Source organism: Actinoallomurus sp. CA-150999 (genome assembly GCF_050942425.1).
Classification (GTDB): Bacteria; Actinomycetota; Actinomycetes; order Streptosporangiales; family Streptosporangiaceae; genus Actinoallomurus.
Genome location: NZ_CP192063.1, coordinates 10814930 through 10838467, shown reverse-complemented (window position 1 = coordinate 10838467; position 23538 = coordinate 10814930). Strand labels below are relative to the sequence as shown.

Genomic DNA, 23538 nt, shown 5'->3' with positions numbered 1-23538 from the left:
GGCGGCTTCAGCCCCGGTGATCCGCCGCGCCGGGAATCGTCACGGGTTCCCCAGCCCCGGAGCGAAGACCGCGGCGGCGATCTTCACCAGGTACGGGGACTCCGAGCCGTCCTTGTTGCCGGTCGCGTTGAGCGAGTAGACGAGGACGCGCCGCAGGTCCCGGGTGGCGAACAGCCCGCCCGTGTAGCCCGGCCGGGCACCGGTCTTCCCCCAGACCGTGACGCCGTTCGGGAACACGGTCCGCGTGAGGCCGACGCTGAAGCAGGCCCGTCCGGCGTTCGGGCCGATGTTGCAGTTGTCGCGGCCGACGTACGCGACGTCGGGAACGGTGAACATCGCCTGCAGCTCCGTCCGCGGCACGACCCGGCCGCGGAAGAGCGCGCGGATGAGACGGGTCAGGTCGCCGGCGCTGGAGATGATGCCGCCTTCGGCCCACGGGTAGGGGCTCTGCTCGGACACGTCGTGCAGCGTGGTCACGCCCGCGTCGGTCACCGCGACGTATCCGTGGGAGTGCGGCCCGGGCAGCCGCGGGTCGTGCCGGTCCAGGACGTACGTGTCGTGCAGCCGCAGCGGCTCGATGATCCGTCGCCGCACCTCCTCGGCGTACGTCCGCCCGGTGACCCGCTCGATGAGCAGGCCGGCGACGAAGTAGTTCGTGCCGTTGTACTGCTGCCGGGTGCCCGGCGCGAACTCCAACGGGTGGGTCACCGCGTTGGCGACGAGCTCCTGCGGCGTCCAGCTGTCGAGGCGGTGCTCGACGAACCAGCGCGCGTCGCCCGAGTCGATGGAGGTGCCCGGCAGGCCACTGGTGTGGTTCAGGACCTGGCGAACGGTGATCGCCGGATACGACGCGGGCAGGAGATCGGGCAGGTAGTGCTGGACGTTCTCGTCGAGGTCGATCCGGTGTTCGGCGACGAGCTGGAGAACGACCGACGCGGTGAAGATCTTGGAGGTGCTGCCGATCCGGAATGTCCCGTTCGCGGGGACGGGCGCACCCGTGGCGACGTCGCCGGTGCCGGACGTTCCGCTCCACCGCCCGGCGGGGCCGCTGACGCGGACGAGGGCGCCGGTGACGGTCGCGCTCGGCAGACCGGAGATCGCCTTCTGCAGGACCGCCGGGTCGAGGGGCGGCAGCGTACCGGCCGATGCCGTCGGCCCGAGGGCCGTCGTGAGCGTGAGCATCGCGCCGGTGATGATCAGGTGTCTTCGCATGGGCTCCATGCTTCGGCCCGGAAGCGCTCGGCGGATCGCCGAGCCGGCCCATCTTTCCGCCTCGCCCGAACGACGGAGGCGAACGCCGCATCTCCCTCGCGCGGCCGAGACGCGGCCGAGACGCGGCCGAGACGCGGCCGAGACGCGGTCGAGGCGGGGTCGAGACGCGCGGCCGAGGCGGGGGCGGGAGTTTCGCTACGGCCGTTGCGTAAATGGTCGGGTGGATCGTACGCTATTTACGAAACGACCGTAGCGAAAGGGGGTCGAATGGAGACCACACCCCGGCGGGGCCGCCCGCGCAGCCGGGACGCCGACGCCCGCATCGTGGACACGGCCCTGGAACTGCTGCTCGACCGCGGATACGACCGCTTCGCGGTGGAGGAGGTGGCCACGAAGGCCGGAGTCGCCAAGACCACGATCTACCGGCGCTGGCCCACCAAGGATCATCTGATCGTCGCGGTGGTGGCGCGAGTGATGGACCAGGTGCCGGTGTCCTACAGCGGCGACGTCCGCGCCGACCTGACGCGATACCTCGGCGAGATCGTGGGCGGGCTCGACCGGATGCGGCAGGTCGGCCGGACCGCGACCGCGGGAGAAGCGTCGGCGGGCCTGGTCGCGGAGATAGCCGCCGCGGCGGCGCGTCACGCCGACGTCGGCGCGACCGTCCAGGAGATGTTCGCCCGGCGCAACGCCCTGGTGCTCACCCTGCTCCAGGCCGCCAAAGAGGCCGGTGAGCTACGCCCGGACGCCGAGCCGGAGGTCGTCTTCGACCAGCTCGCCGGAGCCCTGTACTACCGGCTGCTGGTCACCGGCCAACCCATCGACACCACCTACGTCCACCGTCTGGTCACCAGCGCGCTGACCGGTGCCGCACCTTCCACCGGGGAGCAGGAGAAACGATGACTCACACACAACTGCCCACGCGCGTCGACGAGATCGAGACGCCGTCCGCCTCTCCCCGGCGACGGCGACGGCTGTTCGCCGTGCTGTCCGCCCTCATCGCCGTGCTGGCCGGATACACGCTGTGGACCAACATTCGCCCGGTGACGCTGACGGCCTCGACGGAGATCGATGCGACGCCGGACCAGGTCTGGCGGGTGCTGACGGACTTCGCCGCCTACCCGCAGTGGAACCCGTTCATGACCTCGGCGCAGGTGACCTCGTCCGGCGGCGTCCTGGCGAAGGGCGCTCGCATGCGCATCCACCTGCACGACGCCGGCGGCGACATGACCTTCACCCCCGAGGTGCTGGCCGCCCGCCCCGGTCGTGAGCTGCGCTGGCTTGGAAAGGTCGACCCAGGATGGATCGCGGACGGCGAGCACCGGTTCCTCATCGAGCAACTCGGCCCGCACCGTGTCCGCCTGACCCAGAGCGAGCGCTTCACCGGCGTCGCGGTCCCCTTCATCGAGGGCCAGCTGAAGTCGAACACGCTCCCGCAGTTCAGCGCCATGAACAAAGCCCTCGCCCAGCGGGCGACCGGTTGAGCGCCTCGGCGAATCACCGCATCAGAACGCTCAGCTCTGCCGCCGCCAACTCAACCCCCGGCGCGGGGACGACGACGTGGACGGTCTTGCTGTCGGCGTCGTACGTCGTCCAGCGCGCGGCCGAGAGCGTGTCGACGAACCCTAATCCCCAGCCGTTGTTCGGTACCGCCTGCGGATCGATCGGCCGGGGGTCGGGGTCGGTGATGGACAGGCGCATCCATCGGGCGGTCGCCAGGACTCCGATCCGTACCGGCCGCTCCGGGTGCGTCCAGGCCGGAACCAGCCCGTCGTCGATGAGCCTCCGCGCGGCGCGCAGGGCGTTCGTCACCAGCTCACTGGTGACCAGGCCGATCGCATCGCGGTCCGCGCCATGCTCCACGGCGATGACCTCGGCGAATCGCCGGGCGATCGGCGCGGACGCGTCGTGGACATGGAGTGCAAGCCAGTCGGGCCGTCCGAGCGGGCCGCCAGGCGCGGCCGCGTCCGGGGGAGCTGCCGGGTCGGGTGTCATGTGATCAGCCCCCGATCAGAGGTGTGCGGTCAGGGGAACCCCGACCGCGATACGGGTTGTCTGCAGTGGTCATAGTGAAGTGATGTCATCATTGATCACAAGCTGTAGTTGTCAATTCACGGAAAGTTGCTAAACGCCTGACGTGACCTCATCGTGCGAGGCAGACTCTCGCCATGGCTCCCCGACACAGTCTCTCCGTCCGCGCTCGCCGACTCGCGACCGAGCTGAAGGCGCTCCGAGAGAACAGTGGCCTGAGCGTCGAGCAGGCCGCCGCGCAGCTCGGCTGGTCGTACAGCAAGCTCAACCGGTTCGAGAACGGCCGCGCCGTCCCGTCACCGAAGACGGTCGCCCACATCCTCGACCTGTACGGCCTCCCCGACGGCAAGCGCGACAGCCTGATCCGCCTCGCCCGCGACGCCGGCGAACGCGGCTGGTGGGAGGACCTCGGCGTCTTCACCGGCTCGTACGTCGGACTCGAAGACGCCGCCTCCATCATTCGCATGTGGCAGCCGCTGCTCATCCCCGGCCTCCTGCAGGCCGAGGACTACTCTCGCGCCTTGATCGAAGTCGGCATACCCAAGCTCAATCCCACTGAGGTCGAGAAGCGGGTGAAGGCTCGGATCGCACGGCAAACGCTGCTGAGCAGGCCAGACGCACCTGAACTCCACGCGATCATCGGCGAGGCGGCGCTGCGGCACGAGGTCGGCGGCGAGGCCGTTATGCGCGAGCAGCTCCGAAAGCTCGAGGCGGTGAGCAGCAAGCGATCGAACGTGACCGTCCGGGTCCTGCCATTCAGTGCGGGTGCGCACGTCGGTCTCGATGGTGCGTTCGCGCACCTGGAGTTCCGCGAAGCGATTGATCCGGCTGTGTCGTACGTCGAGGACATCTCTGGCGAGAAGTACATAGAAAGTGCAGAAGGCAATCGGCGGCTTAAGCTGGCTTATGACCGCATCAGCGATGCGGCCCTTACCCCCGAGGAGTCGGCGGCGTTGATCGTCGACATGGCCAAGGAGTAGCCCTCTATGTCCCAACCCCTCGCCTGGCGTAAGAGCACCTGGAGCGGCACTCAGAATGAGTGCGTGGAGGTCGCGACGCTCGACCCCCGCACGGGCAAGGAGTAGCCGCCTATGTCCCATCCTCTCGACTGGCGTAAGAGCACCTGGAGCGGCGGTCAGAACGACTGCGTGGAGGTCGCCACGCTCGACCGCGACTCGGCCGAGTAACAACGGATCCAGCGATGCCTTCGGCGTGATCGATCGTCGGGGGCATCGCCGCCGTTGCTGATCATTTGCCTGCGGTGACGGCCTTGAGTTCGTTGAATGACTTTCGGATGAGTTGCGGCAGGTCTTTATCGTCGGGTTCGCCGACCCAGTGCTCGAACGCGACCTTGAAGGCGGCGATGCCCGCCTCGGCGGTCAGTTGTGCGGCCAGGTCGGTGACGCCGCGCCGGCGGAGTGCCTCGGCGAGAGCCGAGGCGAGTGATGCCAGTTTGATCAGCTCGCGCTCTCGTAGCTCCGCGTTCGTGACGATGACGGCGTGACGCTGCCGGGCGCGTTCGTGGATGAGCACGGCGCCGCCGGCCTCCAGGGCTGCGGCCACCGCGTCGATCGGCGCCGTGGAATCCGACACCTCGGTGACGGTGCGTACGAGCAGGTCCTGCAGGAGAGTCGAGCCCGCGAACAGGACCTCGCGTTTGTCGGCGAAGTGCCGGAAGAACGTTCGCTCCGTGAGCCCCGCTCGCTTGGCGATCTCCGCGACCGTGGTCTGCTCGAACCCGCGCTCGCCGTAGAGCTCCAGCGCCGCCTTCTCGAGTCGGCCGCGCGAGTTCGGCTCCCATCGCCCCATCCTCTGATCGTAGCCTGATGACAGGGACTGACATGCTCGGCTACTCTGATGACAGGCACTGACATCGCGCCGTCTTCGCGCAAGTCCTGCGCGGAGGACGGCCGACGTACCTGGAGGTCTTCTCATGCGCGTTTTCGTCACCGGCGCGTCCGGCTGGATCGGCTCCGCCGTGGTTCCCGAGCTCATTGGCGCTGGTCATCAGGTCATCGGACTGGCACGTTCGGACAAGTCGGCCGCCGCTCTCATCGCGGCCGGAGCAGAGGTGTGTCGCGGCACCCTCGACGATCTCGACGTCCTGCGGAGCACGGCCGCCGAGTCGGACGGCGTGATCCACCTCGCTTTTAAACACGACATCGCCTTCTCGGGGGACTTCGAGGGCGCCGCCGACGCGGATCGCCGCGCCGTCGAGACGATCGGCGAGGCGCTGGCGGGTTCTGATCGACCGTTCGTCATCGCCTCTGGGCTGCTCGGGCTCGCACCGGGGCAGGTGGCGACCGAGCGGGACGGGCGTGATCCCGACGCGTCCGTGGCGCATCTGGGCGGTGGCCCGCAGACGCGGTACGGCACGGCGCAGCTGACGCTCTCCCTCGCTTCCCGCGGCGTCCGCTCGTCCGTACTGCGTCTCCCTCCGACCGTGCACGGCGAAGGAGACAACGGCTTCATGACGGCCCTGGTCGGCATCGCCCGGGACAAGAGCGTCTCCGGTTACGTCGGTGACGGGTCCCAGCGCTGGCCCGCCGTCCACCGGTCCGACGCCGCACACCTGTTCCGCCTGGCGCTGGAGGACGCCCCGGCGGGGTCGGTGCTGCATGCGACCGCCGATGAGGGCGTGCCGATCCGCGCGATCGCCGAAGTGATCGGCCGGCATCTCGACGTTCCGGTGGTCGCCGTCTCTCCCGAAGACGCGGGCGGGCACTTCATCTGGCTGGCCGGGTTCGTCGGGCTCGACAGCCCGGCGTCGAGCGCGCTGACCCGCGAGCTACTGGGATGGCAGCCGACCGGCCCCGGGCTCCTCGACGACCTCGACAAGGGCCACTACTTCCACACACCGTCCGCGTAGCAGCCCGCTCCGCCTGCCCGCCGGCGGCTGCCTCAGCACGGCGCCGGAACGGGCGGGCCCGGGCGTCGGCCTGTGACACGACGGTCGACGCCCGGGCTGGGCAGGCATCAGGAAACGGGCCGCCCGGCCGGTCTCACAGGGCCTCCCACGCGCCCCAGGTCCCGTTCTTGTAGGAAATGTGGTGCAACACCGCGGACCCGTCGACCACGAAGAGCTCGATGTGGCCGGGGGCCCAGGAGGTCACCACGGGGGTGGTGCTGATGTTCTGCGGCCCGCCGAGCGACTGCCAACGGCTGTCGCCGCCCGTCCCGGCCAGGTCCATCGCGCTGTGGTACACGTAGCCGTCCTTGCCCTTGCTGAACAGGTCGGCCCGCTTGTCCCAGGAGGTGCCGACCACGGGCGAGTTCCAATAGAGCACGTCGCTGTACGGGACCCAGTCCGAACCGTGCCAGTAGCCGTTGTAGATGTTGAGGTACAGCTTGTCGACGTTGTGGCGCCAGCTGTACAGCAGCGCCCGCGGCTGCTCGTTCCCGTACGGGAAGGGGACCAGTCCGGCCGTGTCGGCGTACGAGGTGTGCTCCGAAGAGCTGGGCGGCTCGATCTGAGTGCTCTGCCACTGCCCGTCCGTCCCGTACACGTGAGAGACCCCGACCTCGGAGTCGCCCTGCACGATGTCCACGCTGCCGGCGGTGCGGCTGATCGCGTGGGGGCCGCCCCAGGAACGGAAGCCGAGGTCCTCCCACGGGCCCCAGCCACGGCCCACGACGAAGGAGCGGTGGCCGATGTCGCCGCCCGGCTTCCGGCCGACCACGTCGATGCGGTCGGGCGAGGGGGACACCACGTCCGGCGCGTAGTCGATGTAGCCGGTGCCCAACTGCTCCCAACCGGACCAGTGTCCATCGAAGTAGCGGTGGAAAAGGGTGCGCTGGACCTCGGTCGGGGTGGTGGTGCCGACTACGAAGATGTCGATGCGGCTGTAGGTGCTGGACAGCGCGGAGATGCCCGCGGTGTTGTAGAACGGCCCGCCGATCGGAATCCAGGGGCTCCACCGCGCGCCGTCGAAGGTGCGGAGCCGGACCGTGGCCGCGTTGCCTTCGTAGAAGAGTCGGTAGACGTCGAAGCGCCCGTCCTTCCAGGAGGTCGTCGCGACGGTTCCGCCCCGTCCGACGTCTTGCGCGGCGGCCGGGTGGGGCTTGCCGGGCGTGGCCTGGGCGGCCGTGCCGGGAAGACCGGCCAGGAGTAGGCCGGCCACGATGAGGCCGGCGAGTGTTCTCAGGTACCCCCGCATTGCGCTTGTCCTTTCGCGCAGGTTCGGTGCATGGATGTGCCGGGCAAGGGCCTGAGCCGATGAAGGCTGCCAGGCCGCTGCCGGGGCACGTATCGAGGATCGTGTGGCACTGGTCCCCGCGGGAATTCCGAAAGTTGGGGGGTTGACACCGGCGCGCGCCGCTGTTCAGACCCACGACCGATGAGGAACAGCTGAGATGACTGCCGCGCATTGTGATCGTTCTGTTACCAGGGTCTCCGAACGACCTTTGATGACGCTGAGTCCTACGCACGTGGAGAACTCCGTGGTGCAGCGGGTCGGCCGATACCGCCTGGTGACAGTGCTCGGCAAGGGCGGAATGGGCATCGTCTACCGGGCGACCGACGAGGACGGCCACGACTTCGCGCTGAAGCTGTTGAAGCCCGAGCTGGCCGAGGACGCGGCCTTCCGCAGACGGCTGGCCCGTGAGGTCGACACCATGCGCCGGGTGCGCAGTCCGCACGTCGCCGAGGTGGTCGACGCGGACGTGGCGGCGGAACGCCCGTACATCGTGACCCGCTTCATCGACGGCCAGCCGCTCGACGCCGTCGTCCAGGCGGTCGGGCCACTGCACAGCGACCTGCTGGTACGGCTGTCGGCGGGCCTCGCCGAAGCGCTCATCGCGATCCACGAGGCGGGGATCACCCACCGCGACGTCAAGCCGAGCAACGTCATGCTCATCGACGGCGCCCCCGTACTGATCGACTTCGGTATCGCACACGCGGCCGACTCCACTCGCCTCACCCAGACCGGCATGTTCATCGGCACGCCCGGCTACCTGGGACCGGAGGTCATCGACGGCCAACCGCCCGGCCCGGCGATGGACATCTACGGCTGGGGTGCGACGGTGGCGTTCGCGGCGACCGGCCGGCCGCCGTTCGGCACCGGATCGCTGCAGGCCGTGCTCGCCCGCGCCGTCTCCGGCGAACCCGACACCGCCGGCGTGCCGCCGCATCTGGAGCCCCAGGTCAAAGCGGCTCTCTCCCGTGATCCGCAGGACCGCCCGTCGGCGACGCAGATCGCGAGCTGGGCGCGCGGTGCCGGCGGCAATTCACCGGTACCGCCGACCGTGCTCGCTCCGGTCGGCCAGGACGGTCCGGCGGCACGGACGGCCGTCGCCGCGGACGTTGCGGACGGCCACCCCCTGGCAGACCGGCCGGTGCCCGAGACGAGCCGATCGCCGTCGACGGCCCCGAAACCGGCGAAACGCCGGTCATCGCGGAAGCGACCCCCGGCGCATCGCTCGCCGGCGGGCGCCGAGCGGACGAAAGCGCCACCGGTGCCGGTCGAGTCGACAGTGGCCGAACAGCGGGAAACGGTGCCGCCGCGTAAGGGGGCCAGGCGCCGTCAGTCGCCGTCCTGGTACTCCAGGAGGGCCGTGTGGGCTGTGCTGATCGTCCTTCTCATCGCGGCGGCATGGACCTTCTGGACGCTTACTCCGTCTTCCGACGACTACGAGTCGATCTCCGGTCCAGTCAGCTTCCTGCACATTCTGTGGTACAAGATCCACTCGCTGTTCGGCGGCTGAGACGACGGCGATCAGGTCGATCAGGCCAGGTCGGCGAGGACCTCGCGGAAGCGTTCGACGAGCGGGTTCGCGTCGCCCGCCCGCCAGACGAGGTAGAGGGTGGTCGTGGTGTCGGCCAGCGGCCGGGCCGCCACGCCGACCCGGCGCAGCGCGCGGTGGGAGTCGGACATCACGGCGGCACCGAACCCGGCCGCGGCCAGGGCCAGTAGCGTCTGCGCGCTTCGGCCTTCCGCGCCGATCTTCGGCACGACGCCGGCGTGGTGGCAGAGCGCGATGATCTCGTCGTACGAGCGGGATGAGACGTCTCGTGGCCAGATGACCAGCGGGATCTGCCCCAGCGTCGACAGCGGCGCCGGCTCGGGCGAGTGGGCGAGCGGATGCCCGGCGGGCATGAACAGCGTGAGCGGCTCCCGCCACCAGGCCCGCGTGGCGAGCCGAGCGTCCCGCATGGGCAGCCGCTGGACCGCGATGTCGAAGCGTCCGTCCAGCACTCCGGTCGACATCTCCGCGTCGTTGAAGCTCTCCGCCAGGCGCAGGTCGACGCGTGGCAGCTCCCGGCGTATCCGCCCGAGCGCCCCGCCGAGCGGCCCGTTGATCCCCGAGCCGGCGAAGGCCACGGTCAGCCGCCCCGTCAGTCCCTGAGCCGCCAGCCGTACGTCCTCGAGCGCGCCTTCCGCCTCCGCCAGGACGGTGGTCGCCCGCCGTACGAGGGCCTGCCCGGCAGCGGTCGGCGTCAGGCCCCGGCCCTCGCGGGAGAACAGTTCGACGCCCAGCCGTCGTTCGAGCTCACGGAGCTGCCGGCTCAACGTCGGCTGGGTCAGGTGCAGCCGCCGGGCCGCTCCACTGACGCTTCCCTCCTCGGCGATCGCGACCACGTAGCCGAGCAGTCTCAGATCCATCCATACCTCCAAGGCATGGGAAGCATAGCCATCGATGCCCTCGGCGCGCATTGGGCCGTCGGCCAGGCCACGCTTGAGACATCGCACCGGACGAGCCGATGCGAGCGAGATTCAGGAGAGACGGGATGACCCGCGAAGAGCGTTACGAGCACGGCATGAAGGTTCTGGAGCAGGTGGACGGCGAGGCGGGCCAGCGGATCGTGAATTCCCTCGCCGACACCTCCCCCGAGCTGGGTCACCAGGTGGTCGCGTGGGCGTTCGGCGACATGTACGCCCGCCCCGAGCTGCCAGCCCGCGACCGGCAGCTGGTCACCCTGGGCGTGCTGGCCGCGCTCGGCGGCTGTGAGATCGAGCTGGAGGTGCACATCAACGCCGCGCTCAACGTCGGCCTCGCGCCCACCGAGATCGCCGAGGCGCTGCTGCACTCGGCCGTCTACTGCGGTATGCCGAGGTCCATCAACGCGACGCTCGTCGCCAAGAAGGTCTTCGCCGAACGAGGCCTGCTGCCGATCACGAACGTGGCGTGATCCCGGCCGAGGTCTCCTCGGTTCCGCCGTCCTGGTGGGCTCGACGCTGCTGGTCGCGGTCACCGGCCTGCTGATTCCGGACACCCCTGGCGAAGGGGCGGCGGGGGGATACGGGCGGAGATTCTCTCACGGGCGTGCTCGCACTCGGCGAAGTCGTGCGGGCAGGCGAGGGCGTGCTCGATGAGGTCCTTCGCCGCCCGTGCGCGGTCGATGCGCTGTTCCAGTGCCGCGATGTGGTGCCGCAGCAGGTCCCGGTGGGCCATCGGGTCGGCGCCGGACAGCACCGTGCGCAGTTCCCGCAGCGTGAACCCGGCTTCCTTCCCCATGAGGATCATCGCGACGCGCTCCAGGTCGGCCGGCCCGTACGCGCGCCGGCCGCCCGCGTGCCGCGTCGGCTCCAGTAGGCCCATGCTCTCCCAGTGGCGCAGGACGTGGGTCGCGAGCCCGAAGCGTTCGGCCAGCTCACCGATGGCCATCTCCTCGGTTGACTTCATGTGCACATTAAGCGGCACGGTGACGGCATGATCAAGCAATCGATCGCGGTCACTCGGGTGGTCAACTCCTGCGTGGTGCTGGAACTGGACGGCCATGCCGTGCTCACCGACCCGTGGTTCACCGAACGATGGTGGCTGCGGCGAGGCGAGCCGCTGGGCCTGCGCCTGTCCGACCTGCCTCCGCTGGCCGGCATCGTCGTCACCAACCTCGCCACCAACCACTGGGATCTGCGCGCGCTGCGCTCGTTCCCGGCCAAGGACGCGCCGTTGTACGTGCCCACCCGGGGCATGGCCCGCCGGGCCCGCGCGCTGGGCTTCGGCAGAGCCGAGTGCCTGGAGTGGGGGCAGACCCGCGACATCGCATCTGGCGTCTCCATGCGGGTGGTGCCCTCCGGGCGGACCGCAGTCTGGCCCAACAACGCCTACGCGTTCAGCGCCGCGAGCGGCCGGGTCTTCTTCGGCGGGGAAGCCGCCGATGTCGCGCCACTGGAGCGGTACCGGGCCGAGCACCCGCCGGTGGACCTGGCCCTGCTGCCCGTGAACGGCTTGCGCCTGCTTTTCGGCCCGCGCATGGTCATGGGCCCAGACCAGGCCGTCGCCGGGTCTTCGGTGCTCGGGGCGCCGGTGCTGGTCCCGGTGCACGACGCCCACGGGCATGATCCGCTGTCGCGGCTGTTCCGCCCGACCGGCACCGCCTCGGACGCGGTGGCGCTGGCGGGGCCGGACCTGCGAGTGGTGGACCTGCCGCCGGGTGAGCGCTGGGAACTCCCGCGATGACGCCTGGCCTGGTGTGGCCAAGCCGCTTGCGCGCATTGTCTGGAATGTAAGGTTTGTGATCTTCATTCTGGGCTGTGGCGGAGGATGGTCATGGGGTTCCGGAGATCTGCGTTCATCACCGGGCTCGGCGGGGCGCTCGTCCTCGCGTCGCTGCCCGCGACCGCGTCCGCCACGACCTGGCGGTACCTCACGATCAAGGGGCTGAGCCGGGCCGGGAAGGTGCCCTGGATCACGGCGCAGATCTACGACCCGGCCGCCAAGAAGTCCTGGCCCGTCATGGGTCGCGACAACGCCGTGGCGAAACTCCCGGACAAACGGACGTACGAGATCTACGCGACCCTCGCCCGGGCCGAGCCGAACGAGGCGCCGGAGAACACCGTCGTCCTCACGACCTTCAAACTGTCCAAGGGGCACGACCACGTCACGCTGAGCGCCAAGAGCGGCAAGCCGATCGACCTCTCCGTCGGCGACCCGTCCGTGCAGGGCCGGATCCGGGTCCACGTACGGCACGGGGCGATGGACTTCACCACCGACGACGTCCCCGGGCGGCTGTACGCCGTGCCCGTCAAACGGTCCGGGGTGACGTTCAGCCAGGGCAGCACGTGGACGGGCTCCGGCGTGCTCTACCGGCTCGGCACCTCCTACTCCGGCGGCATCCCGGCGGGGGTGACCCAGCACGTCACGAAGGCGGACCTCGCGTCCGTCAAGGTCACCTACCGGTCGTTCGGCGACGGCATGAAGGTGAACCCGCGCTGCCGGGGCACCATCTGGGGCGGCGACGACGAGATGTGGCTGGACGCGCCCGCCACCGTGACCGAGTACGTCCAGCCGGGCGCGGCCTGCAAGCGGGAACTCTGGTACGAGTCGTCGTCCCACCCGCTGTTCGGCAACGTGACGGTCGGCACCCGCACGTACGCCAAGGGCGAGGCACCCGCGGAGACGTGGAACGCGGCGGTGTTCGGGCCCGCCGCGCCGGGTGGCTACCGGACCGGGGACACGCTCCACTACACGCCGGTCAACCTGCTGTCCGACGCCCCCGGCAACTGGGGCTTCGACCAGTTCACGATCGCCAACGTGAAGCTGCGGACCGGCACGAAGACGCTCGGGCTCGACGCGTACGAGCCGGACGTCACGCTCGGGAAGAAGGCGGCGACCTACCGCCTCGACGTGACGGCCACCCGCGACGGCGCCGAGGCGACGCTGTCGGACCGCGTCCAGGCGAGCTGGGTGTTCAGGTCCGCGCGGACGGCGAAGAAGACGGCGCTGCCGCTGACCACGATACGGTTCGCCCCGCGCGGCCTCGACGACCGGAACGCCGCCGCGCCCGGCTCCACCACCGAGATCCCGGTCCGCGTCGTCACCAACTCCGGTGCGACGGCCCACGCGGTCACCACGCTGAAGGTCGAGGCGTCCACGGACGAGGCCAAGACCTGGCAGACCCTCCCCGTCGCGAACGGCGCCGTCTCGGTCACGAATCCAGCCCAGGCGGGGTACGTCGCGCTGCGCGCGACCATGGTCGACAACGCCGGGAACCAGGCGACCGAGACGATCTCGCGCGCCTACCGGGTGGCAGGCTGACCGGCTACCCGGATGTCACCACCCGCTCGCCCTTCGACAGGCCCGACTTGACCTCGACGTACGTGTCGCCACGGACGCCGACCGTGACCGTACGGATGACGGTCCGGTCGCCTTGGCGCACCCGGACGGTTGAGGCGCCGTTCGCCCCGGTTCGTACGGCCGAGGACGGGACGTAGAGCACGTCCGCCGCGGACGCCGTGGTCACCGACACGGTCCCGGACTGGCCGATCAGCACCTTCGACGGCACGTCGTCGAACGCGATCATCACCCCGTACTTGACGAGCCGGTCGCTGGTCGTGGCGTTCGCGTCGATGTGGGTGACCGACCCGGCGTACGTCTTCGTGCTGTCCGTGCTGAGGGTGATCTTCGCTTCCTGGCCGATGCGGATGTGCGCCACGTCGTTCTGGGAGAACGTCGCCTTCAACTGCAGCTCGTTCAGGTCCCCGATGGTGATGAACGTCGACGAGGCCGACGCCGTGTCGCCGGTCTGGCCGTTCACGGCGAGAATGGTGCCGTCGATCGGCGCCTTGATGACCGTTCCGGCGAGGGCGCGTTCCGCCTGGGTCAGGGTGTTCTTGGCCTGGATGACCCGGGCCTCGAGTTGTGCCGTCGACGTGGTTCCGCCCGGCGATCCCGATTTCCCGGTCGTGGGCGATTTCGAGGCGCCGGGATTCCGGGTACTGCTCGGCCGGCTCGACGGCCTTTTCGTCGTGCTCGGCCTCGTCGACGGCGTCGCGGTCGCGGTCGGTCGGTAGGCGGCCAGAGCGACCGCTCCGCTCCCCACCGCCGCAGCGCCCGCGCTCGTCGCGCTCCCGGTCGCCGCCGCTCCGGCGGTGCCCCCGTTCGTCCCGGTCGCCGCCGTTCCCGCGGTGCCCCCGCTCGTCCCGCTGGTTCCGTTCGCGGCGGACGACTCGGCGGCGGTCAGCGCCGCGCGGGCGGCGGTCACGTCTTCCAGGGCCTTCGTCTGGTCGATCCGCGCCAGGCGGGTGCCCTGGCGCACCTTGGCGCCGACCTTGACGTACACCTTCTTCACCGTTCCGGATGTGCTGAACGCCAGGTCGCGGCTGTCGGCGCTCGCGACGTTGCCCGCCGCGCCCGCGGTGGCGGTCACCCCACCCTCGGCCACCGTGGCGTACGTCGCGGCCGCCCCGCTCCGGCCGCCCGTGCCGAGGACGACGGCCGTCACCGTGCCGACCACCACGACGCCGAATATGCCGGTCGCCATCTGGGTACGTTTACGCCGGAAATTCGGCGCGGACACCCGAAATCTCATGGCGCGCCATGATGACGAGCTCAGATGATGGAAGTCTGGGCCGAAAATGAGAGTTTCCTTGAAGCGTACTCTCATCGTTTTCTTATCTTCGGATTAGGGGAATTCAACTTCGCGCCGCCAGCTTGTGCGGGGTGAAACGTCTACTCAGGCGCAGATCGCTCGTGGTCAACGGCGCGCTCGGCGTGCTTCTGGTCACCGGCATCGGCGTCGGATATCTCTCGCTGACCGGCGGAGACGACTCGGCGGGGGCGTCCGCCCTCACCCGTACGACGCGGGTCATGCGTGGCACCGTGGTCTCGTCGGTGTCGGCCTCGGGATCGGTGGACAGCGCCCGGAGCCGGTCGCTGTCCTTCGCCACCTCCGGCACCGTCGCCAAGATCTACGTCCAGGCCGGCGACAAGGTCTCCAAGGGCGAGCTGCTCGCCCGCCTCGACACGACCTCGGCCGAGGAGAACCTCAAGTCGGCCAAGGCGAACCTCAGCGCAGCCGAGGACGGCGACACCTCCAGCGCCTCGGGCTACTCGTCGTACGTCTCGGCGAAGAACGCCTACAACCAGGCCGTTCGCGCCCTCGCGGGCACCGAGCTGCGCGCGCCCTTCTCCGGAACGGCCGTCACCGTCAACGGCACGGTCGGCGGCTCCTCCAGCGGCTCCGGCTCGTCTTCTTCCAGTTCTTCCAGCTCGCAGAGCTCCGGGTCCGGCTCGTCGGGCGGCCCGTCCGGCAGCGGCGGAAGCGGCGGCTCGTCCTCTTCCAGCTCATCGAGTACGAGCAGCTCTTCCGGGAGCGGCTTCATCGAGCTGGCCGACCCGAAGAAGCTCAAGGTCACCGGGGAGTTCACGGAGGCGGATGCGATCAAGTTGAAGACCGGTCAGCGCGCCACCGTCTCCTTCGACGCGCTCAGCGGCGTGACCGCCACCGGCAAGGTGACCCAGATCGACATGTCGCCGACCACGAGCAACAACGTCGTGCAGTACGGCGCCACCGTCACTCTCACGAAGATCCCGGGCTCCGTGCGGATCGGCCAGACCGCGACCGTGCAGGTCACGACCGCCACGGCGCAGAACGTCCTGTACGTCCCGACGGCGGCGGTCCGGTCCGCCGGCGGGCAGAGCACGGTCACCGTCCTCCAGAACGGCAAGCCGGTGATCAAGCCCGTCCAGACCGGCGTCAAGGGCACCCAGGGAACCGAGATCAAGTCAGGCCTCAACGAAGGCGACCAGGTCCAGATCACGACGACGACCACCAGTACGAGCGGCTCGAGTGGCTTCGGCCGGGCCGGTGGCGGTGGCCTGGGCGGCGGCATCGGCGGCGGTGGCGGCGCGCCGGGCGGCGGTCCCGGGGGAGGACGGCCGTGACGCCCGGGCACCCGGTCCTCGACGTCCGGGCGCTGACCAAGGTGTACGGCCACGGTGACACCGCCGTGCACGCCCTGCGCGGTGTGTCCCTCCGGGTGGAGCGCGGCGACTACGTCGCGATCATGGGGGCATCGGGGTCCGGCAAGTCGACCCTGATGAACATCCTCGGCTGCCTCGACGTGCCGACCGACGGACGCTACCTCCTCGACGGCACCGACGTCGGCGCGCTCGACGAACGCAGACTGTCCATCCTGCGCAACCGCCGGATCGGGTTCATCTTCCAGTCGTTCAACCTGATCCCACGGATGTCCGCGCTCGCCAACGTCGAGCTGCCCCTGGCCTACGGGGGCGTACGACCCGCCGAACGCCGGCGGCGGGCCCAGGCCGCCCTCGGGCAGGTCGGCCTCGCCGACCGGATGGACCACGAGCCGAACGAACTGTCCGGCGGCCAGCAGCAGCGCGTCGCCGTCGCCCGTGCCCTCGTCACCGCGCCGGCGCTCCTGCTCGCCGACGAACCCACCGGCAACCTCGACACCCGTTCCACCGCCGACATGCTCGGCATCCTCGACCAGCTCAGCCTCTCCGGCCGCACCATCGTGCTGATCACCCATGAGGACGAGGTCGCGGCCCGCGCCAAGCGCGTGATCCGGCTGGTCGACGGCGCGATCGTCGAGGACCGCCGGCAGCGCCGGGTGGAGGGTCCGCCGCCCGCCGCGTCGATCGTGGAGGGCGTGCGGTGAGCGCCTGGGAGATCCTGCGGTTCGCCCTGCGCGGCCTGACCGCCAACAAGCTCCGCAGCGGCCTGACCATGCTCGGCATCCTCATCGGCGTCGCGGCCGTGATCATGCTGGTCGCGGTCGGGAACGGCTCCTCCGAGCAGATCAAGAACAACATCTCCCGGCTCGGCGCCAACTCCCTCACCGTCATGAAGTCGACCTCCGGCGGAGGCGCGGGCGGCTTCGGGGGATTCGGCGGCATGCGGAGCCGCCAGCAGACCAACGGCCCGCGGACCCAGGCCCGCGACCTCACCGTCGACGACGCCAAGGCCCTCGTCGGCCCGGTCAACGCCCCCTCCGTCAAGAGCGCGTCCCCGGTCACGACGTCCTCGTCCGTGACGACGACGTACGAGGGAACCAGCCACTCGATCAGCCAGTTCGTCGGGACGTACCCCGCCTACTTCGCCGCCGCGAACAAGGAGATCGCCCGGGGAACGGCGTTCACGGACGACGACGTGACGAGCGGCCGGAAGGTTCTGGTGATCGGCCAGACGGTGGCCGAGGACCTGTTCGGCACCGTCGACCCGCTGAACAAGCAGCTCAACGTGGGCGGCACACCGTTCACGGTCGTCGGCGTGCTCAAGGAGTCCGGCTCCTCCGGCATGCAGGACGCCGACGACGTCGCGATCGGCCCGCTCACCGCCGTCCAGCAGAACATCACCGGCTTCGGGTCCTTGAGCTCCATCGTCGTGGAGGCCAAGAGCTCCAAGGTCACCGACCAGGCCCAGAGCGAGATCACCGACATCCTGGACCAGCGGCACGAGATCTCCGGGTCGAACAGCGCCGACTTCCAGATCCTGAACCAGGCGAGCCTGCAGTCGGCGGTCAGCGCCTCCAGCCGGACGTTCACCGTGCTGCTCGGCGCGGTCGCGGCCATCAGCCTGCTGGTGGGCGGCATCGGTATCACCAACATCATGCTGGTGACCGTCACCGAGCGGACCCGCGAGATCGGCATCCGCAAGGCCATCGGAGCGCCGAAGGGCGCGATCCTCGGCCAGTTCATCGCGGAGGCGACCGTGCTGAGCCTCCTCGGCGGCGTACTCGGCGTCCTGGTCGGCGTCGTCGGCAGCCTGTTCAAGGTCGTCGGCGTCCAGCCGGTGATCGTGCCGTCCTCGATCGCGCTGGCGCTCGGCGTATCGGTCGCGATCGGTCTGTTCTTCGGCAGCTACCCGGCCAACCGCGCGGCCAAGCTGCGCCCGATCGAGGCCCTGCGCCATGAGTGACCCGAAGGAGAACGCCGTGAGCGGTCGCAGAACATGGACGCCGTACGAGGACGCGGACCCGTCTCCAGCACCGCACGGGCAGGCGGAGGCGTCCCGGGTCCCGTACGAGGAGACGGAGGCATCCCCCGCGCCGTACGAGGAGACGGCAGCGTCCCGGACGCGGTACCGGGAGGCGGAGACGTCCCGGGCCCCGTACGAGGAGACGGAGGCATCCCCCGCGCCGCACGGGGAGACGGCAGCGTCTCGGGAGGCGGAGACGTCTCGGGGGCCGTACGAGGAGGCGGACGCGTCGGCGGCGCCGTTCGACCGGCCGGAGGGGTCCCCGGCCTCCGTGACCCGGGACGACATCCTCTCCGGCTCGCCGTTCGACGGCGATCTGGAGGCGGAACTCGCCAAGGCCCCGAAACGCCGGCGGCTCCCGGGCCTGACCGCCTACCTCGGCGCGGGCGCGCTGTTCGCGGCCGGGTTCGGCATCGGCGCCCAGGTCGACCGGCACTTCGGCCACCAGGCGACGGCCACCGCCCAGGGCACCCGCGCGACGCCGGGCGGCGGCATGCCGGGCGGCGGGATGCCCGGCATGGGCGGCGGCCGGGCGGGCGCGAACGGGGCCTCCGGAGGCCAGAACGGGACCTCTGGAGCGGCCGGAGCCGGTTCGGGTACCACCGGCACGGTCCAGAAGGTCGACGGCACGACGATCTACGTCAAGACCGCGAACGGCGTCGTGCGCGTCAAGGTCACGGGCAAGACCAGCCTCCGCGTCCTTCGTACCGGCTCGGCCTCCGCTCTCAAGACCGGCGCCACCGTCGTCGTCCAAGGCACCCAGGCCACGGACGGCGCCCTCACCGCCACATCCGTCACCCAGAACACGCCGGCCGGCAGTTGACGGCCCGGCGCAACCCGATTCAAGAGGAGAAGAACATGCTCACCAAGCAGCTGACGATCCGACTGTTCGGCGGCACGGCCGTCGCCGGAACCCTCCTGCTCAGCGCCGCCTGTGGCGGCGGCAGCGACAAGGCCACGGCGCAGACCGGCGGGCAGGCCGCCCAGGGTGGCGGCCCGAACTCCAGCGCCATGGCCGCCTACCGCCAGTGCATGGAGAAACAGGGCGTGAAGATGCCCAGCCGCGGCCCCGGCGGGCCCGGCGGTCAGGGCGGCCCGAGCGGCAGACCGACCGGCAAGCCGTCGGGCATGCCCACCAACAGACCGACGGGGAAGCCGTCGGGACGGCCGAGCGGCATGCCGACCATGTCCGCGGCCCAGCAGAAGGCCGCGAAGGCCTGCGCGTCCCTCCGCCCGAGCGCCGGCCCCGGCGCCCCCGGCGGACCGGGCGGCGCCGGCGGTCAGGGCGCGAATCAGGGCGGCTCCTGACCATAGATACGCCGAACTAGCGCAGACCGCACTGGGTAACCGTGCTGAGCCGTGCCACCGGCACTGCAGTCCGCTGGCGGCACGGCCGTGAGCGGTTCGTTCTCAGCCGTCACCGGTTATCGCGAATGTAACTAAAAGTATCTCACTCGTTGCTATAAGTAGCTGTCAGCATGGTCCGGCTCTCGGCCGTCCGCTCGTCGACCGGATCCAAGGATCGAGGCTCCACAACCTGAAGGAGCTGAGGCCTGGCTCGGCGACATCGAGCGAGTTGCGTGTGTTGTTCGTGTTCGACCCTTGGAGATCGGCCATCTTGCTGGTCGCCGGTGACAAGGCGGGTAGGTGGTCGCGATGGTACGCGGAGAACATTCCGCTGGCTGAGCGGCTTTATGACCGATACCTCGGAGAACGGAAGCGAGAGGGGCGGGGCTGATGGATGGCGTGACGCGGTGGAGAGACACTAGGCACGGCAAGGCCGCCGTCGAGTCTGAGCGGATCGCCGCGCTCGGGGAGCAACTGATGGCCGAGGTGCGAGGCCACCAACTCGCCGAGGCCCGCAAGCGCCGTGGCATGACCCAGGCGCAAGTCGCCGAGATCATGGGCGTCTCGCCTGGCCGCGTGAGCCAGATCGAGAACGGACGCGTGACCGATGTCGGAACCGAGGTACTCACCCGCTACGTCGAGGCGCTGGGCGGAACGCTGAAGATCGTGGCGAACTTCGGTGATGAATGGCTCGTGGTCGCGTGAGGTCCTGACCGCGCCTCAAGACAGCGAGCCGGCTCCGGCGCCGTCCGGCCCGCTGGCTGATTGGGGTCAGTGGGTCGGCTGGCGTCCGTGATGTGTGGACATCGCCGAGTGTGTCGGGCCGGAGGCGTCCAATTGTGCGCGCAGGCGCAGACGACCCGGGTTGACGCCGGCGGCGTGCACGACGCCGCCGAGGAACAGGAGCAACCAGAACAGCGCGGCGGGCGTCGAGGCCACTCCATTCTTGTCGGTGGTCGTCATGACGAGGACGCCGCCCGCCGCGGTCAGGACGACGTACACCGCGGCGGCGACCAGCCACGGGCGATGTCGGTGCCGGATCCCGACGTACAGGAATGAGACCCAGGTGAGGAAGCCGAACGCCAGGGCCGGCGTCATCCACAGACTGTGCAGGATCTTCCAGCCGATGCCGCGTTGCGACGTCACCGCCTCGGGACTCGGCGGGTGAGCCGCTCCATGATGGCCGACCGTCGGGCCCGGCCTGTACATGGGATCTGGGGTGCGCGCGGAGCCCGGCGAAGGCATTGGGCGCGGGCCCCACGGCGACGCGGGACCCGGCTGAGGCGATGACGATGACCCATCGACCCCGGCGAGACGCGCCAGCACACGGGCATGTAGGTGCATCCCGGTCGGCATGGATCCCGCCGGGTTGACGTCACCCAGCGGATACGCGCCCTCGACGAACATCAGAAGTCGCTCGTAAACCTCGCGGGCGTCCCTTGGGCGTTGCCGAGGCTCCTTGGCGAGCAGTCGGCGCACCAGTTCCTCGAACGGGCGCGGAACGTCGACGCGATGCAGCGGCGACGGCTCCTCCTCCAGGTGCATGTAGCTGACGGCGTGCGGTGACGTCGCCGTGAACACCGGCTGCCCGGCGAGCATCTCGTACAGGACGCAGCCCAGAGCGTAGAGATCGGTGTGCGGGGTGGCATGCTCGTTGCGCAACTGCTCAGGCGCCATGTACGCGGGTGTGCCCACGATCTCGCCGGTGCTGGTGATCCGGACGACTCCGGCGGCGTCCAGGATCGTCGCCACCCCGAAGTCCAGGACCTTGACCGTGCCGTCCCGGGTCAGCATCAGGTTCTGCGGCTTGATGTCGCGGTGCACCAGCGAGCGCTCGTGCGCGATCGCCAGCACCGAGCAGACCTGCGCCGCGATCGCCGCCGCCCACGGCACCGGCAGCGGTCCCTGCTCGGCGACCAGATCGGCGACCGTGCAGCCGTCGACCAGTTCCATCACCAGGAACAGGCCGTTCTCGGCCGAGCCCGCGTCGTGCACCGCGGGTACCCCGGGATGCTGCAGGCCCGCGGTGAGTGTCGCCTCCCGCGCGAACCGGCGAACCAGCTCCCGTGGATCCGTCCGGCGCGCGATCACCTCGTTGGTGAGCAGCTTGACCGCGACCCGTCGTTCCAGCTGCCGGTCGACCGCCTCCCACACCTCGCCCATGCCGCCCCGGCCGAGCGGGGCGGTCAACTGGTACCGCCCGCCGAGCAGCTGCGTCATTGGCGCCCCTTCCGTATGGACGGGGATCAGTCTGACGTAGTCCGCAGCTCGGTGGAATCAAGACGCGAGCGGAACCGGCCATACCGGCCGCAGGCCGTTTTTCCAGCCGCCGGTCGCCCGCGGATCGCCCTCTGCGATGCCGTCCGTATCAGCCTCCGGTCGCCCGCAGATCGCCCTCTGCGATGCCGTCCGCGAGCAGCCGGGCCATCGCCTCGCCGAGCAGGGCGCTACTGCGCGCCGCGGACACGAACGCTTCCAGGCTCTGGAACGCCTCCCCGTACCGGCGCTGCTCGTCCAGCGGCAGACGCGGCACGCTCGCGCGGCGGACGTCCACCCGACCGCTCGTCGACGGCAGCGCCGACGACCGTACGTTCGCGGTGCTGTGCAGGACACCCGCGAGGAAGCGCGGGTCGAGCGCCTGGGGATCGACCCTGATCAGGGACAGGTGCGGGCCGAGTAGCGCGCCGCCGCGTCGTACCACCCGTGCCGCGAACCGGCGAGAGATGACCGTCACCACGATGTCGCCGCCACGCGTGACCATCGAGTCGGCCTCGCTGCTCGTGGGCACGACCAGGCCGGTCGGCTCGCGCCCCTGGACCACGTCTTCGGCGGTGAGCAGCGGTCTCCCCGCATCCGCCCCGCTCGTCTCGCCGCGCGCCGCGGCCTGGTAGACGGTCAACGCGCCGATGCGGGCCAGCTCCGCGACGGTCGTGACGGTCAGCTCCTGGACGTCGTTCACTGGCTCCACCTCGGGCATCAGACCCGACAACCTGCCGAGTAGTGCCGCCAGCCGTTCCCGCGTCTGGAAGAACTGCTCGGCCGGCTGCCCTGCGGACGCGGACAGATACCGGGCGGGGGTGACGTCGACCTCCTCGCCCAGCAGATCGATGATCGGCACGGATCGGCTCACGCCGGGCCGATCCACATCCCGGCCCGCCTGGAAGTCCCGCCAGATCCGGACGATCTCCGCGTCGTCCGCGCCATCCACCATCAGCAGACCGACCGGCCGATCACCCGTCGGCTTGCGCAGCAGCCACAGATAGTGACCGCTGGAAAGCGCGATCACCGCCTTGAGCGCGCCGCGACGCAGCAACTGGGTGCGCATGCGGCGCCCCGAACGGCGTCCCGCCGCCGCGGGCGGCATGAGCATGATGGCCAGCCCGCCGGGGTTGAGGTGCGCGAGCGCGTGCTGGGCCCACGCCAGCTCCGACTCCATCCGGGGCGGCAGCCCGTACTCCCACCGTGGATCGGCGGTCAGCTCCTCGTAGCCCCAATGCCGCTCGTTGAACGGTGGATCGCACACCACCGAGTCCACGGCGACGCCGATGAACGCGTCGCGTCGCAGCGAATCCCCGCTGCGGATCTCGGCCTGGACGGAACGCAGGGCCAGCCGTGTCTCCGCCAGCCCGGCCAGCGCACCGTCCCGCTCCTGCCCATAAAGCCGCCCAGGTGCCCTTTCGTGCGCGGCCAGCAGCAGTGCGCCGGTCCCGCATGCCGGATCCAGCACCGACCGCGTGTCCGGATCGAGCAGCTCGGCCACCAGCCCGGCGACCTGAGGCGACGTCAGGGTCGGTCGTGGCAACTGGATCTCCAGGTAGCGCTCGACCAGGAACTCGAACGCCTCGGCGGCACCCCATGCGCCGGCCAGCTCCTCCACGGCCCTCAGCAGCGGCACCAGTCCCTGGTCGATCTCCAGCTGCTTCGCGGCCGTCCGGTCGCTCAGCCCTTCGATCCGTGTGCCGCCACGCTGGAACGTGCCCACCTTCCGGATGGCCGTGCCCAGCTCCAGTTCGTCACCGGCCTCGCGTAGGAGCTGCCACGCCCTTTCCTCCAACGGGACGTCGCCGATCTTGCCTTGCTCGCGTAGCCATGCCTCGACCTGGACCAGCGAGAACACCGGACTGGCCGGGGTGCCGCCGGTCGGCTTCGGAAAGTCGGGATAACGGCGTCGCCAGTTGCTCACCGCCGCCCGGCTCACCCGCGCCAGCCGGGCGATGTCCGACGTGGTCACGGTGGTGTCGTCTCGCACAACATCCCTCCTCGCCGATGGCCACCGAAGGTTA

General features: G+C 70.1%; 26 protein-coding genes. 17 read left to right on the top strand and 9 right to left on the bottom strand.

The genetic code is table 11. The features are described from left to right. Positions 1 to 39: 39 nt before the first annotated feature. Positions 40 to 1212 (bottom strand): serine hydrolase domain-containing protein, encoded by a 1173-nt coding sequence (locus tag ACQP2O_RS50120; protein ID WP_433177021.1) that lies wholly within the window; start codon positions 1210 to 1212, stop codon positions 40 to 42. A 267-nt stretch (positions 1213 to 1479) separates the two neighbouring features. Here ACQP2O_RS50120 and ACQP2O_RS50115 point away from each other — a divergent pair, with 267 nt between their 5' ends. Together ACQP2O_RS50115 and ACQP2O_RS50110 are read left to right on the top strand one after the other, a co-directional pair. Next, positions 1480 to 2115: a TetR/AcrR family transcriptional regulator gene (locus ACQP2O_RS50115; protein WP_433177019.1), complete on the top strand. Its 636-nt coding sequence runs from the start codon at positions 1480 to 1482 to the stop codon at positions 2113 to 2115. Continuing rightward, the gene (locus tag ACQP2O_RS50110) at positions 2112 to 2696 is read left to right on the top strand and encodes an SRPBCC family protein (protein WP_433177017.1); all 585 of its coding nucleotides are present in this window, start codon (positions 2112 to 2114) and stop codon (positions 2694 to 2696) included. Before ACQP2O_RS50115 ends, ACQP2O_RS50110 begins: the two co-directional genes overlap by 4 nt. A 13-nt stretch (positions 2697 to 2709) precedes the next feature. Here ACQP2O_RS50110 and ACQP2O_RS50105 read toward each other — a convergent pair whose 3' ends face one another. After that, positions 2710 to 3207, bottom strand: a complete 498-nt coding sequence (locus ACQP2O_RS50105) for an ATP-binding protein (RefSeq protein ID WP_433177015.1) — start codon at positions 3205 to 3207, stop codon at positions 2710 to 2712. Between the two features lie 173 nt (positions 3208 to 3380). Here ACQP2O_RS50105 and ACQP2O_RS50100 point away from each other — a divergent pair, with 173 nt between their 5' ends. Genes ACQP2O_RS50100 through ACQP2O_RS50090 form a run of 3 tightly spaced genes read left to right on the top strand, consistent with a single transcriptional unit; the run spans position 3381 to position 4430 of the window. Next, positions 3381 to 4223 (top strand): helix-turn-helix domain-containing protein, encoded by an 843-nt coding sequence (locus ACQP2O_RS50100; protein WP_433177013.1) that lies wholly within the window; start codon positions 3381 to 3383, stop codon positions 4221 to 4223. Positions 4224 to 4229: 6 nt separating this feature from the next. Then, on the top strand, positions 4230 to 4328 hold the full coding sequence (locus tag ACQP2O_RS50095; protein WP_433177011.1) for a DUF397 domain-containing protein: 99 nt from the start codon (positions 4230 to 4232) through the stop codon (positions 4326 to 4328). A 6-nt stretch (positions 4329 to 4334) separates the two neighbouring features. Beyond that, entirely contained in the window at positions 4335 to 4430 is a 96-nt protein-coding gene (locus tag ACQP2O_RS50090; RefSeq protein ID WP_433177009.1) for a DUF397 domain-containing protein, read from the top strand. Between the two features lie 61 nt (positions 4431 to 4491). On the opposite strand, the gene ACQP2O_RS50085 is transcribed toward ACQP2O_RS50090, so the two are convergent. Beyond that, the gene (locus ACQP2O_RS50085; protein WP_433177007.1) at positions 4492 to 5052 is read right to left on the bottom strand and encodes a TetR family transcriptional regulator; all 561 of its coding nucleotides are present in this window, start codon (positions 5050 to 5052) and stop codon (positions 4492 to 4494) included. Positions 5053 to 5176: 124 nt separating this feature from the next. On the opposite strand from ACQP2O_RS50085, the gene ACQP2O_RS50080 reads away from it, so the two are divergent. Further along, positions 5177 to 6112, top strand: a complete 936-nt coding sequence (locus tag ACQP2O_RS50080; RefSeq protein ID WP_433177005.1) for an SDR family oxidoreductase — start codon at positions 5177 to 5179, stop codon at positions 6110 to 6112. A gap of 133 nt (positions 6113 to 6245) precedes the next feature. Here ACQP2O_RS50080 and ACQP2O_RS50075 read toward each other — a convergent pair whose 3' ends face one another. Next, the gene (locus ACQP2O_RS50075) at positions 6246 to 7400 is read right to left on the bottom strand and encodes a hypothetical protein (protein ID WP_433177004.1); all 1155 of its coding nucleotides are present in this window, start codon (positions 7398 to 7400) and stop codon (positions 6246 to 6248) included. A 250-nt stretch (positions 7401 to 7650) separates the two neighbouring features. Between ACQP2O_RS50075 and ACQP2O_RS50070 the strand changes: the two genes are divergently transcribed. Continuing rightward, positions 7651 to 8946, top strand: a complete 1296-nt coding sequence (locus ACQP2O_RS50070; RefSeq protein WP_433177002.1) for a protein kinase domain-containing protein — start codon at positions 7651 to 7653, stop codon at positions 8944 to 8946. A 20-nt stretch (positions 8947 to 8966) separates the two neighbouring features. Here the strand turns inward: ACQP2O_RS50070 and ACQP2O_RS50065 are convergent, their stop codons facing one another. Further along, positions 8967 to 9845: a LysR family transcriptional regulator gene (locus ACQP2O_RS50065; protein ID WP_433177000.1), complete on the bottom strand. Its 879-nt coding sequence runs from the start codon at positions 9843 to 9845 to the stop codon at positions 8967 to 8969. A gap of 125 nt (positions 9846 to 9970) precedes the next feature. On the opposite strand from ACQP2O_RS50065, the gene ACQP2O_RS50060 reads away from it, so the two are divergent. Next, positions 9971 to 10372, top strand: coding sequence for a carboxymuconolactone decarboxylase family protein (locus ACQP2O_RS50060; protein WP_433176998.1), 402 nt, complete (start codon positions 9971 to 9973; stop codon positions 10370 to 10372). Positions 10373 to 10431: 59 nt separating this feature from the next. Here the strand turns inward: ACQP2O_RS50060 and ACQP2O_RS50055 are convergent, their stop codons facing one another. Then, positions 10432 to 10866 carry a MerR family transcriptional regulator gene (locus tag ACQP2O_RS50055; protein WP_433176997.1) on the bottom strand — a complete coding sequence of 145 codons (435 nt, stop codon included), beginning with the start codon at positions 10864 to 10866 and terminating at the stop codon, positions 10432 to 10434. A 27-nt stretch (positions 10867 to 10893) separates the two neighbouring features. On the opposite strand from ACQP2O_RS50055, the gene ACQP2O_RS50050 reads away from it, so the two are divergent. Both ACQP2O_RS50050 and ACQP2O_RS50045 read left to right on the top strand, forming a co-directional pair. After that, entirely contained in the window at positions 10894 to 11643 is a 750-nt protein-coding gene (locus ACQP2O_RS50050; protein WP_433176995.1) for an MBL fold metallo-hydrolase, read from the top strand. A gap of 90 nt (positions 11644 to 11733) precedes the next feature. After that, a complete protein-coding gene (locus ACQP2O_RS50045; RefSeq protein ID WP_433176993.1) occupies positions 11734 to 13221 on the top strand; it encodes a hypothetical protein in 1488 nt (495 codons plus the stop codon). A gap of 4 nt (positions 13222 to 13225) precedes the next feature. On the opposite strand, the gene ACQP2O_RS50040 is transcribed toward ACQP2O_RS50045, so the two are convergent. Continuing rightward, positions 13226 to 14446 carry an efflux RND transporter periplasmic adaptor subunit gene (locus ACQP2O_RS50040; RefSeq protein ID WP_433176991.1) on the bottom strand — a complete coding sequence of 407 codons (1221 nt, stop codon included), beginning with the start codon at positions 14444 to 14446 and terminating at the stop codon, positions 13226 to 13228. A gap of 179 nt (positions 14447 to 14625) precedes the next feature. Here ACQP2O_RS50040 and ACQP2O_RS50035 point away from each other — a divergent pair, with 179 nt between their 5' ends. The 7 genes from ACQP2O_RS50035 (at position 14626) to ACQP2O_RS50005 (ending at position 19960) form a co-directional block, all read left to right on the top strand. Next, a complete protein-coding gene (locus tag ACQP2O_RS50035; RefSeq protein ID WP_433176989.1) occupies positions 14626 to 15849 on the top strand; it encodes an efflux RND transporter periplasmic adaptor subunit in 1224 nt (407 codons plus the stop codon). Further along, on the top strand, positions 15846 to 16589 hold the full coding sequence (locus ACQP2O_RS50030; protein ID WP_433176987.1) for an ABC transporter ATP-binding protein: 744 nt from the start codon (positions 15846 to 15848) through the stop codon (positions 16587 to 16589). Before ACQP2O_RS50035 ends, ACQP2O_RS50030 begins: the two co-directional genes overlap by 4 nt. Next, the gene (locus ACQP2O_RS50025; RefSeq protein WP_433176985.1) at positions 16586 to 17848 is read left to right on the top strand and encodes an ABC transporter permease; all 1263 of its coding nucleotides are present in this window, start codon (positions 16586 to 16588) and stop codon (positions 17846 to 17848) included. The genes ACQP2O_RS50030 and ACQP2O_RS50025 overlap by 4 nt, the downstream gene beginning before the upstream one ends. A gap of 16 nt (positions 17849 to 17864) precedes the next feature. Then, complete coding sequence (locus ACQP2O_RS50020; protein WP_433176983.1) at positions 17865 to 18731, top strand: hypothetical protein; 867 nt, start codon at positions 17865 to 17867, stop codon at positions 18729 to 18731. A gap of 35 nt (positions 18732 to 18766) precedes the next feature. Beyond that, positions 18767 to 19216 (top strand): hypothetical protein, encoded by a 450-nt coding sequence (locus tag ACQP2O_RS50015; protein ID WP_433176982.1) that lies wholly within the window; start codon positions 18767 to 18769, stop codon positions 19214 to 19216. Between the two features lie 118 nt (positions 19217 to 19334). Continuing rightward, positions 19335 to 19646: a type II toxin-antitoxin system RelE/ParE family toxin gene (locus ACQP2O_RS50010; RefSeq protein WP_433191438.1), complete on the top strand. Its 312-nt coding sequence runs from the start codon at positions 19335 to 19337 to the stop codon at positions 19644 to 19646. Further along, on the top strand, positions 19646 to 19960 hold the full coding sequence (locus ACQP2O_RS50005) for a helix-turn-helix domain-containing protein (RefSeq protein WP_433176980.1): 315 nt from the start codon (positions 19646 to 19648) through the stop codon (positions 19958 to 19960). The genes ACQP2O_RS50010 and ACQP2O_RS50005 overlap by 1 nt, the downstream gene beginning before the upstream one ends. Before the next feature lie 66 nt (positions 19961 to 20026). Here the strand turns inward: ACQP2O_RS50005 and ACQP2O_RS50000 are convergent, their stop codons facing one another. Both ACQP2O_RS50000 and ACQP2O_RS49995 read right to left on the bottom strand, forming a co-directional pair. Next, a complete protein-coding gene (locus ACQP2O_RS50000; protein ID WP_433176978.1) occupies positions 20027 to 21475 on the bottom strand; it encodes a protein kinase domain-containing protein in 1449 nt (482 codons plus the stop codon). 148 nt (positions 21476 to 21623) lie between these two features. After that, positions 21624 to 23504 carry an N-6 DNA methylase gene (locus tag ACQP2O_RS49995; RefSeq protein WP_433176976.1) on the bottom strand — a complete coding sequence of 627 codons (1881 nt, stop codon included), beginning with the start codon at positions 23502 to 23504 and terminating at the stop codon, positions 21624 to 21626. Positions 23505 to 23538 lie beyond the last annotated feature (34 nt).

Excerpts from the sequence above, each read along its gene's own strand:
- ACQP2O_RS50120 (WP_433177021.1), bottom strand. The coding sequence starts at position 1,212 with ATGCGAAGACACCTGATCATCACCGGCGCGATGCTCACGCTCACGACG.
- ACQP2O_RS50115 (WP_433177019.1), top strand. The coding sequence starts at position 1,480 with ATGGAGACCACACCCCGGCGGGGCCGCCCGCGCAGCCGGGACGCCGAC.
- ACQP2O_RS50110 (WP_433177017.1), top strand. The coding sequence starts at position 2,112 with ATGACTCACACACAACTGCCCACGCGCGTCGACGAGATCGAGACGCCG.
- ACQP2O_RS50105 (WP_433177015.1), bottom strand. The coding sequence starts at position 3,207 with ATGACACCCGACCCGGCAGCTCCCCCGGACGCGGCCGCGCCTGGCGGC.
- ACQP2O_RS50100 (WP_433177013.1), top strand. The coding sequence starts at position 3,381 with ATGGCTCCCCGACACAGTCTCTCCGTCCGCGCTCGCCGACTCGCGACC.
- ACQP2O_RS50095 (WP_433177011.1), top strand. The coding sequence starts at position 4,230 with ATGTCCCAACCCCTCGCCTGGCGTAAGAGCACCTGGAGCGGCACTCAG.
- ACQP2O_RS50090 (WP_433177009.1), top strand. The coding sequence starts at position 4,335 with ATGTCCCATCCTCTCGACTGGCGTAAGAGCACCTGGAGCGGCGGTCAG.
- ACQP2O_RS50085 (WP_433177007.1), bottom strand. The coding sequence starts at position 5,052 with ATGGGGCGATGGGAGCCGAACTCGCGCGGCCGACTCGAGAAGGCGGCG.
- ACQP2O_RS50080 (WP_433177005.1), top strand. The coding sequence starts at position 5,177 with ATGCGCGTTTTCGTCACCGGCGCGTCCGGCTGGATCGGCTCCGCCGTG.
- ACQP2O_RS50075 (WP_433177004.1), bottom strand. The coding sequence starts at position 7,400 with ATGCGGGGGTACCTGAGAACACTCGCCGGCCTCATCGTGGCCGGCCTA.
- ACQP2O_RS50070 (WP_433177002.1), top strand. The coding sequence starts at position 7,651 with ATGACGCTGAGTCCTACGCACGTGGAGAACTCCGTGGTGCAGCGGGTC.
- ACQP2O_RS50065 (WP_433177000.1), bottom strand. The coding sequence starts at position 9,845 with ATGGATCTGAGACTGCTCGGCTACGTGGTCGCGATCGCCGAGGAGGGA.
- ACQP2O_RS50060 (WP_433176998.1), top strand. The coding sequence starts at position 9,971 with ATGACCCGCGAAGAGCGTTACGAGCACGGCATGAAGGTTCTGGAGCAG.
- ACQP2O_RS50055 (WP_433176997.1), bottom strand. The coding sequence starts at position 10,866 with ATGAAGTCAACCGAGGAGATGGCCATCGGTGAGCTGGCCGAACGCTTC.
- ACQP2O_RS50050 (WP_433176995.1), top strand. The coding sequence starts at position 10,894 with ATGATCAAGCAATCGATCGCGGTCACTCGGGTGGTCAACTCCTGCGTG.
- ACQP2O_RS50045 (WP_433176993.1), top strand. The coding sequence starts at position 11,734 with ATGGGGTTCCGGAGATCTGCGTTCATCACCGGGCTCGGCGGGGCGCTC.
- ACQP2O_RS50040 (WP_433176991.1), bottom strand. The coding sequence starts at position 14,446 with ATGGCGACCGGCATATTCGGCGTCGTGGTGGTCGGCACGGTGACGGCC.
- ACQP2O_RS50015 (WP_433176982.1), top strand. The coding sequence starts at position 18,767 with ATGCTCACCAAGCAGCTGACGATCCGACTGTTCGGCGGCACGGCCGTC.
- ACQP2O_RS50005 (WP_433176980.1), top strand. The coding sequence starts at position 19,646 with ATGGATGGCGTGACGCGGTGGAGAGACACTAGGCACGGCAAGGCCGCC.
- ACQP2O_RS50000 (WP_433176978.1), bottom strand. The coding sequence starts at position 21,475 with ATGACGCAGCTGCTCGGCGGGCGGTACCAGTTGACCGCCCCGCTCGGC.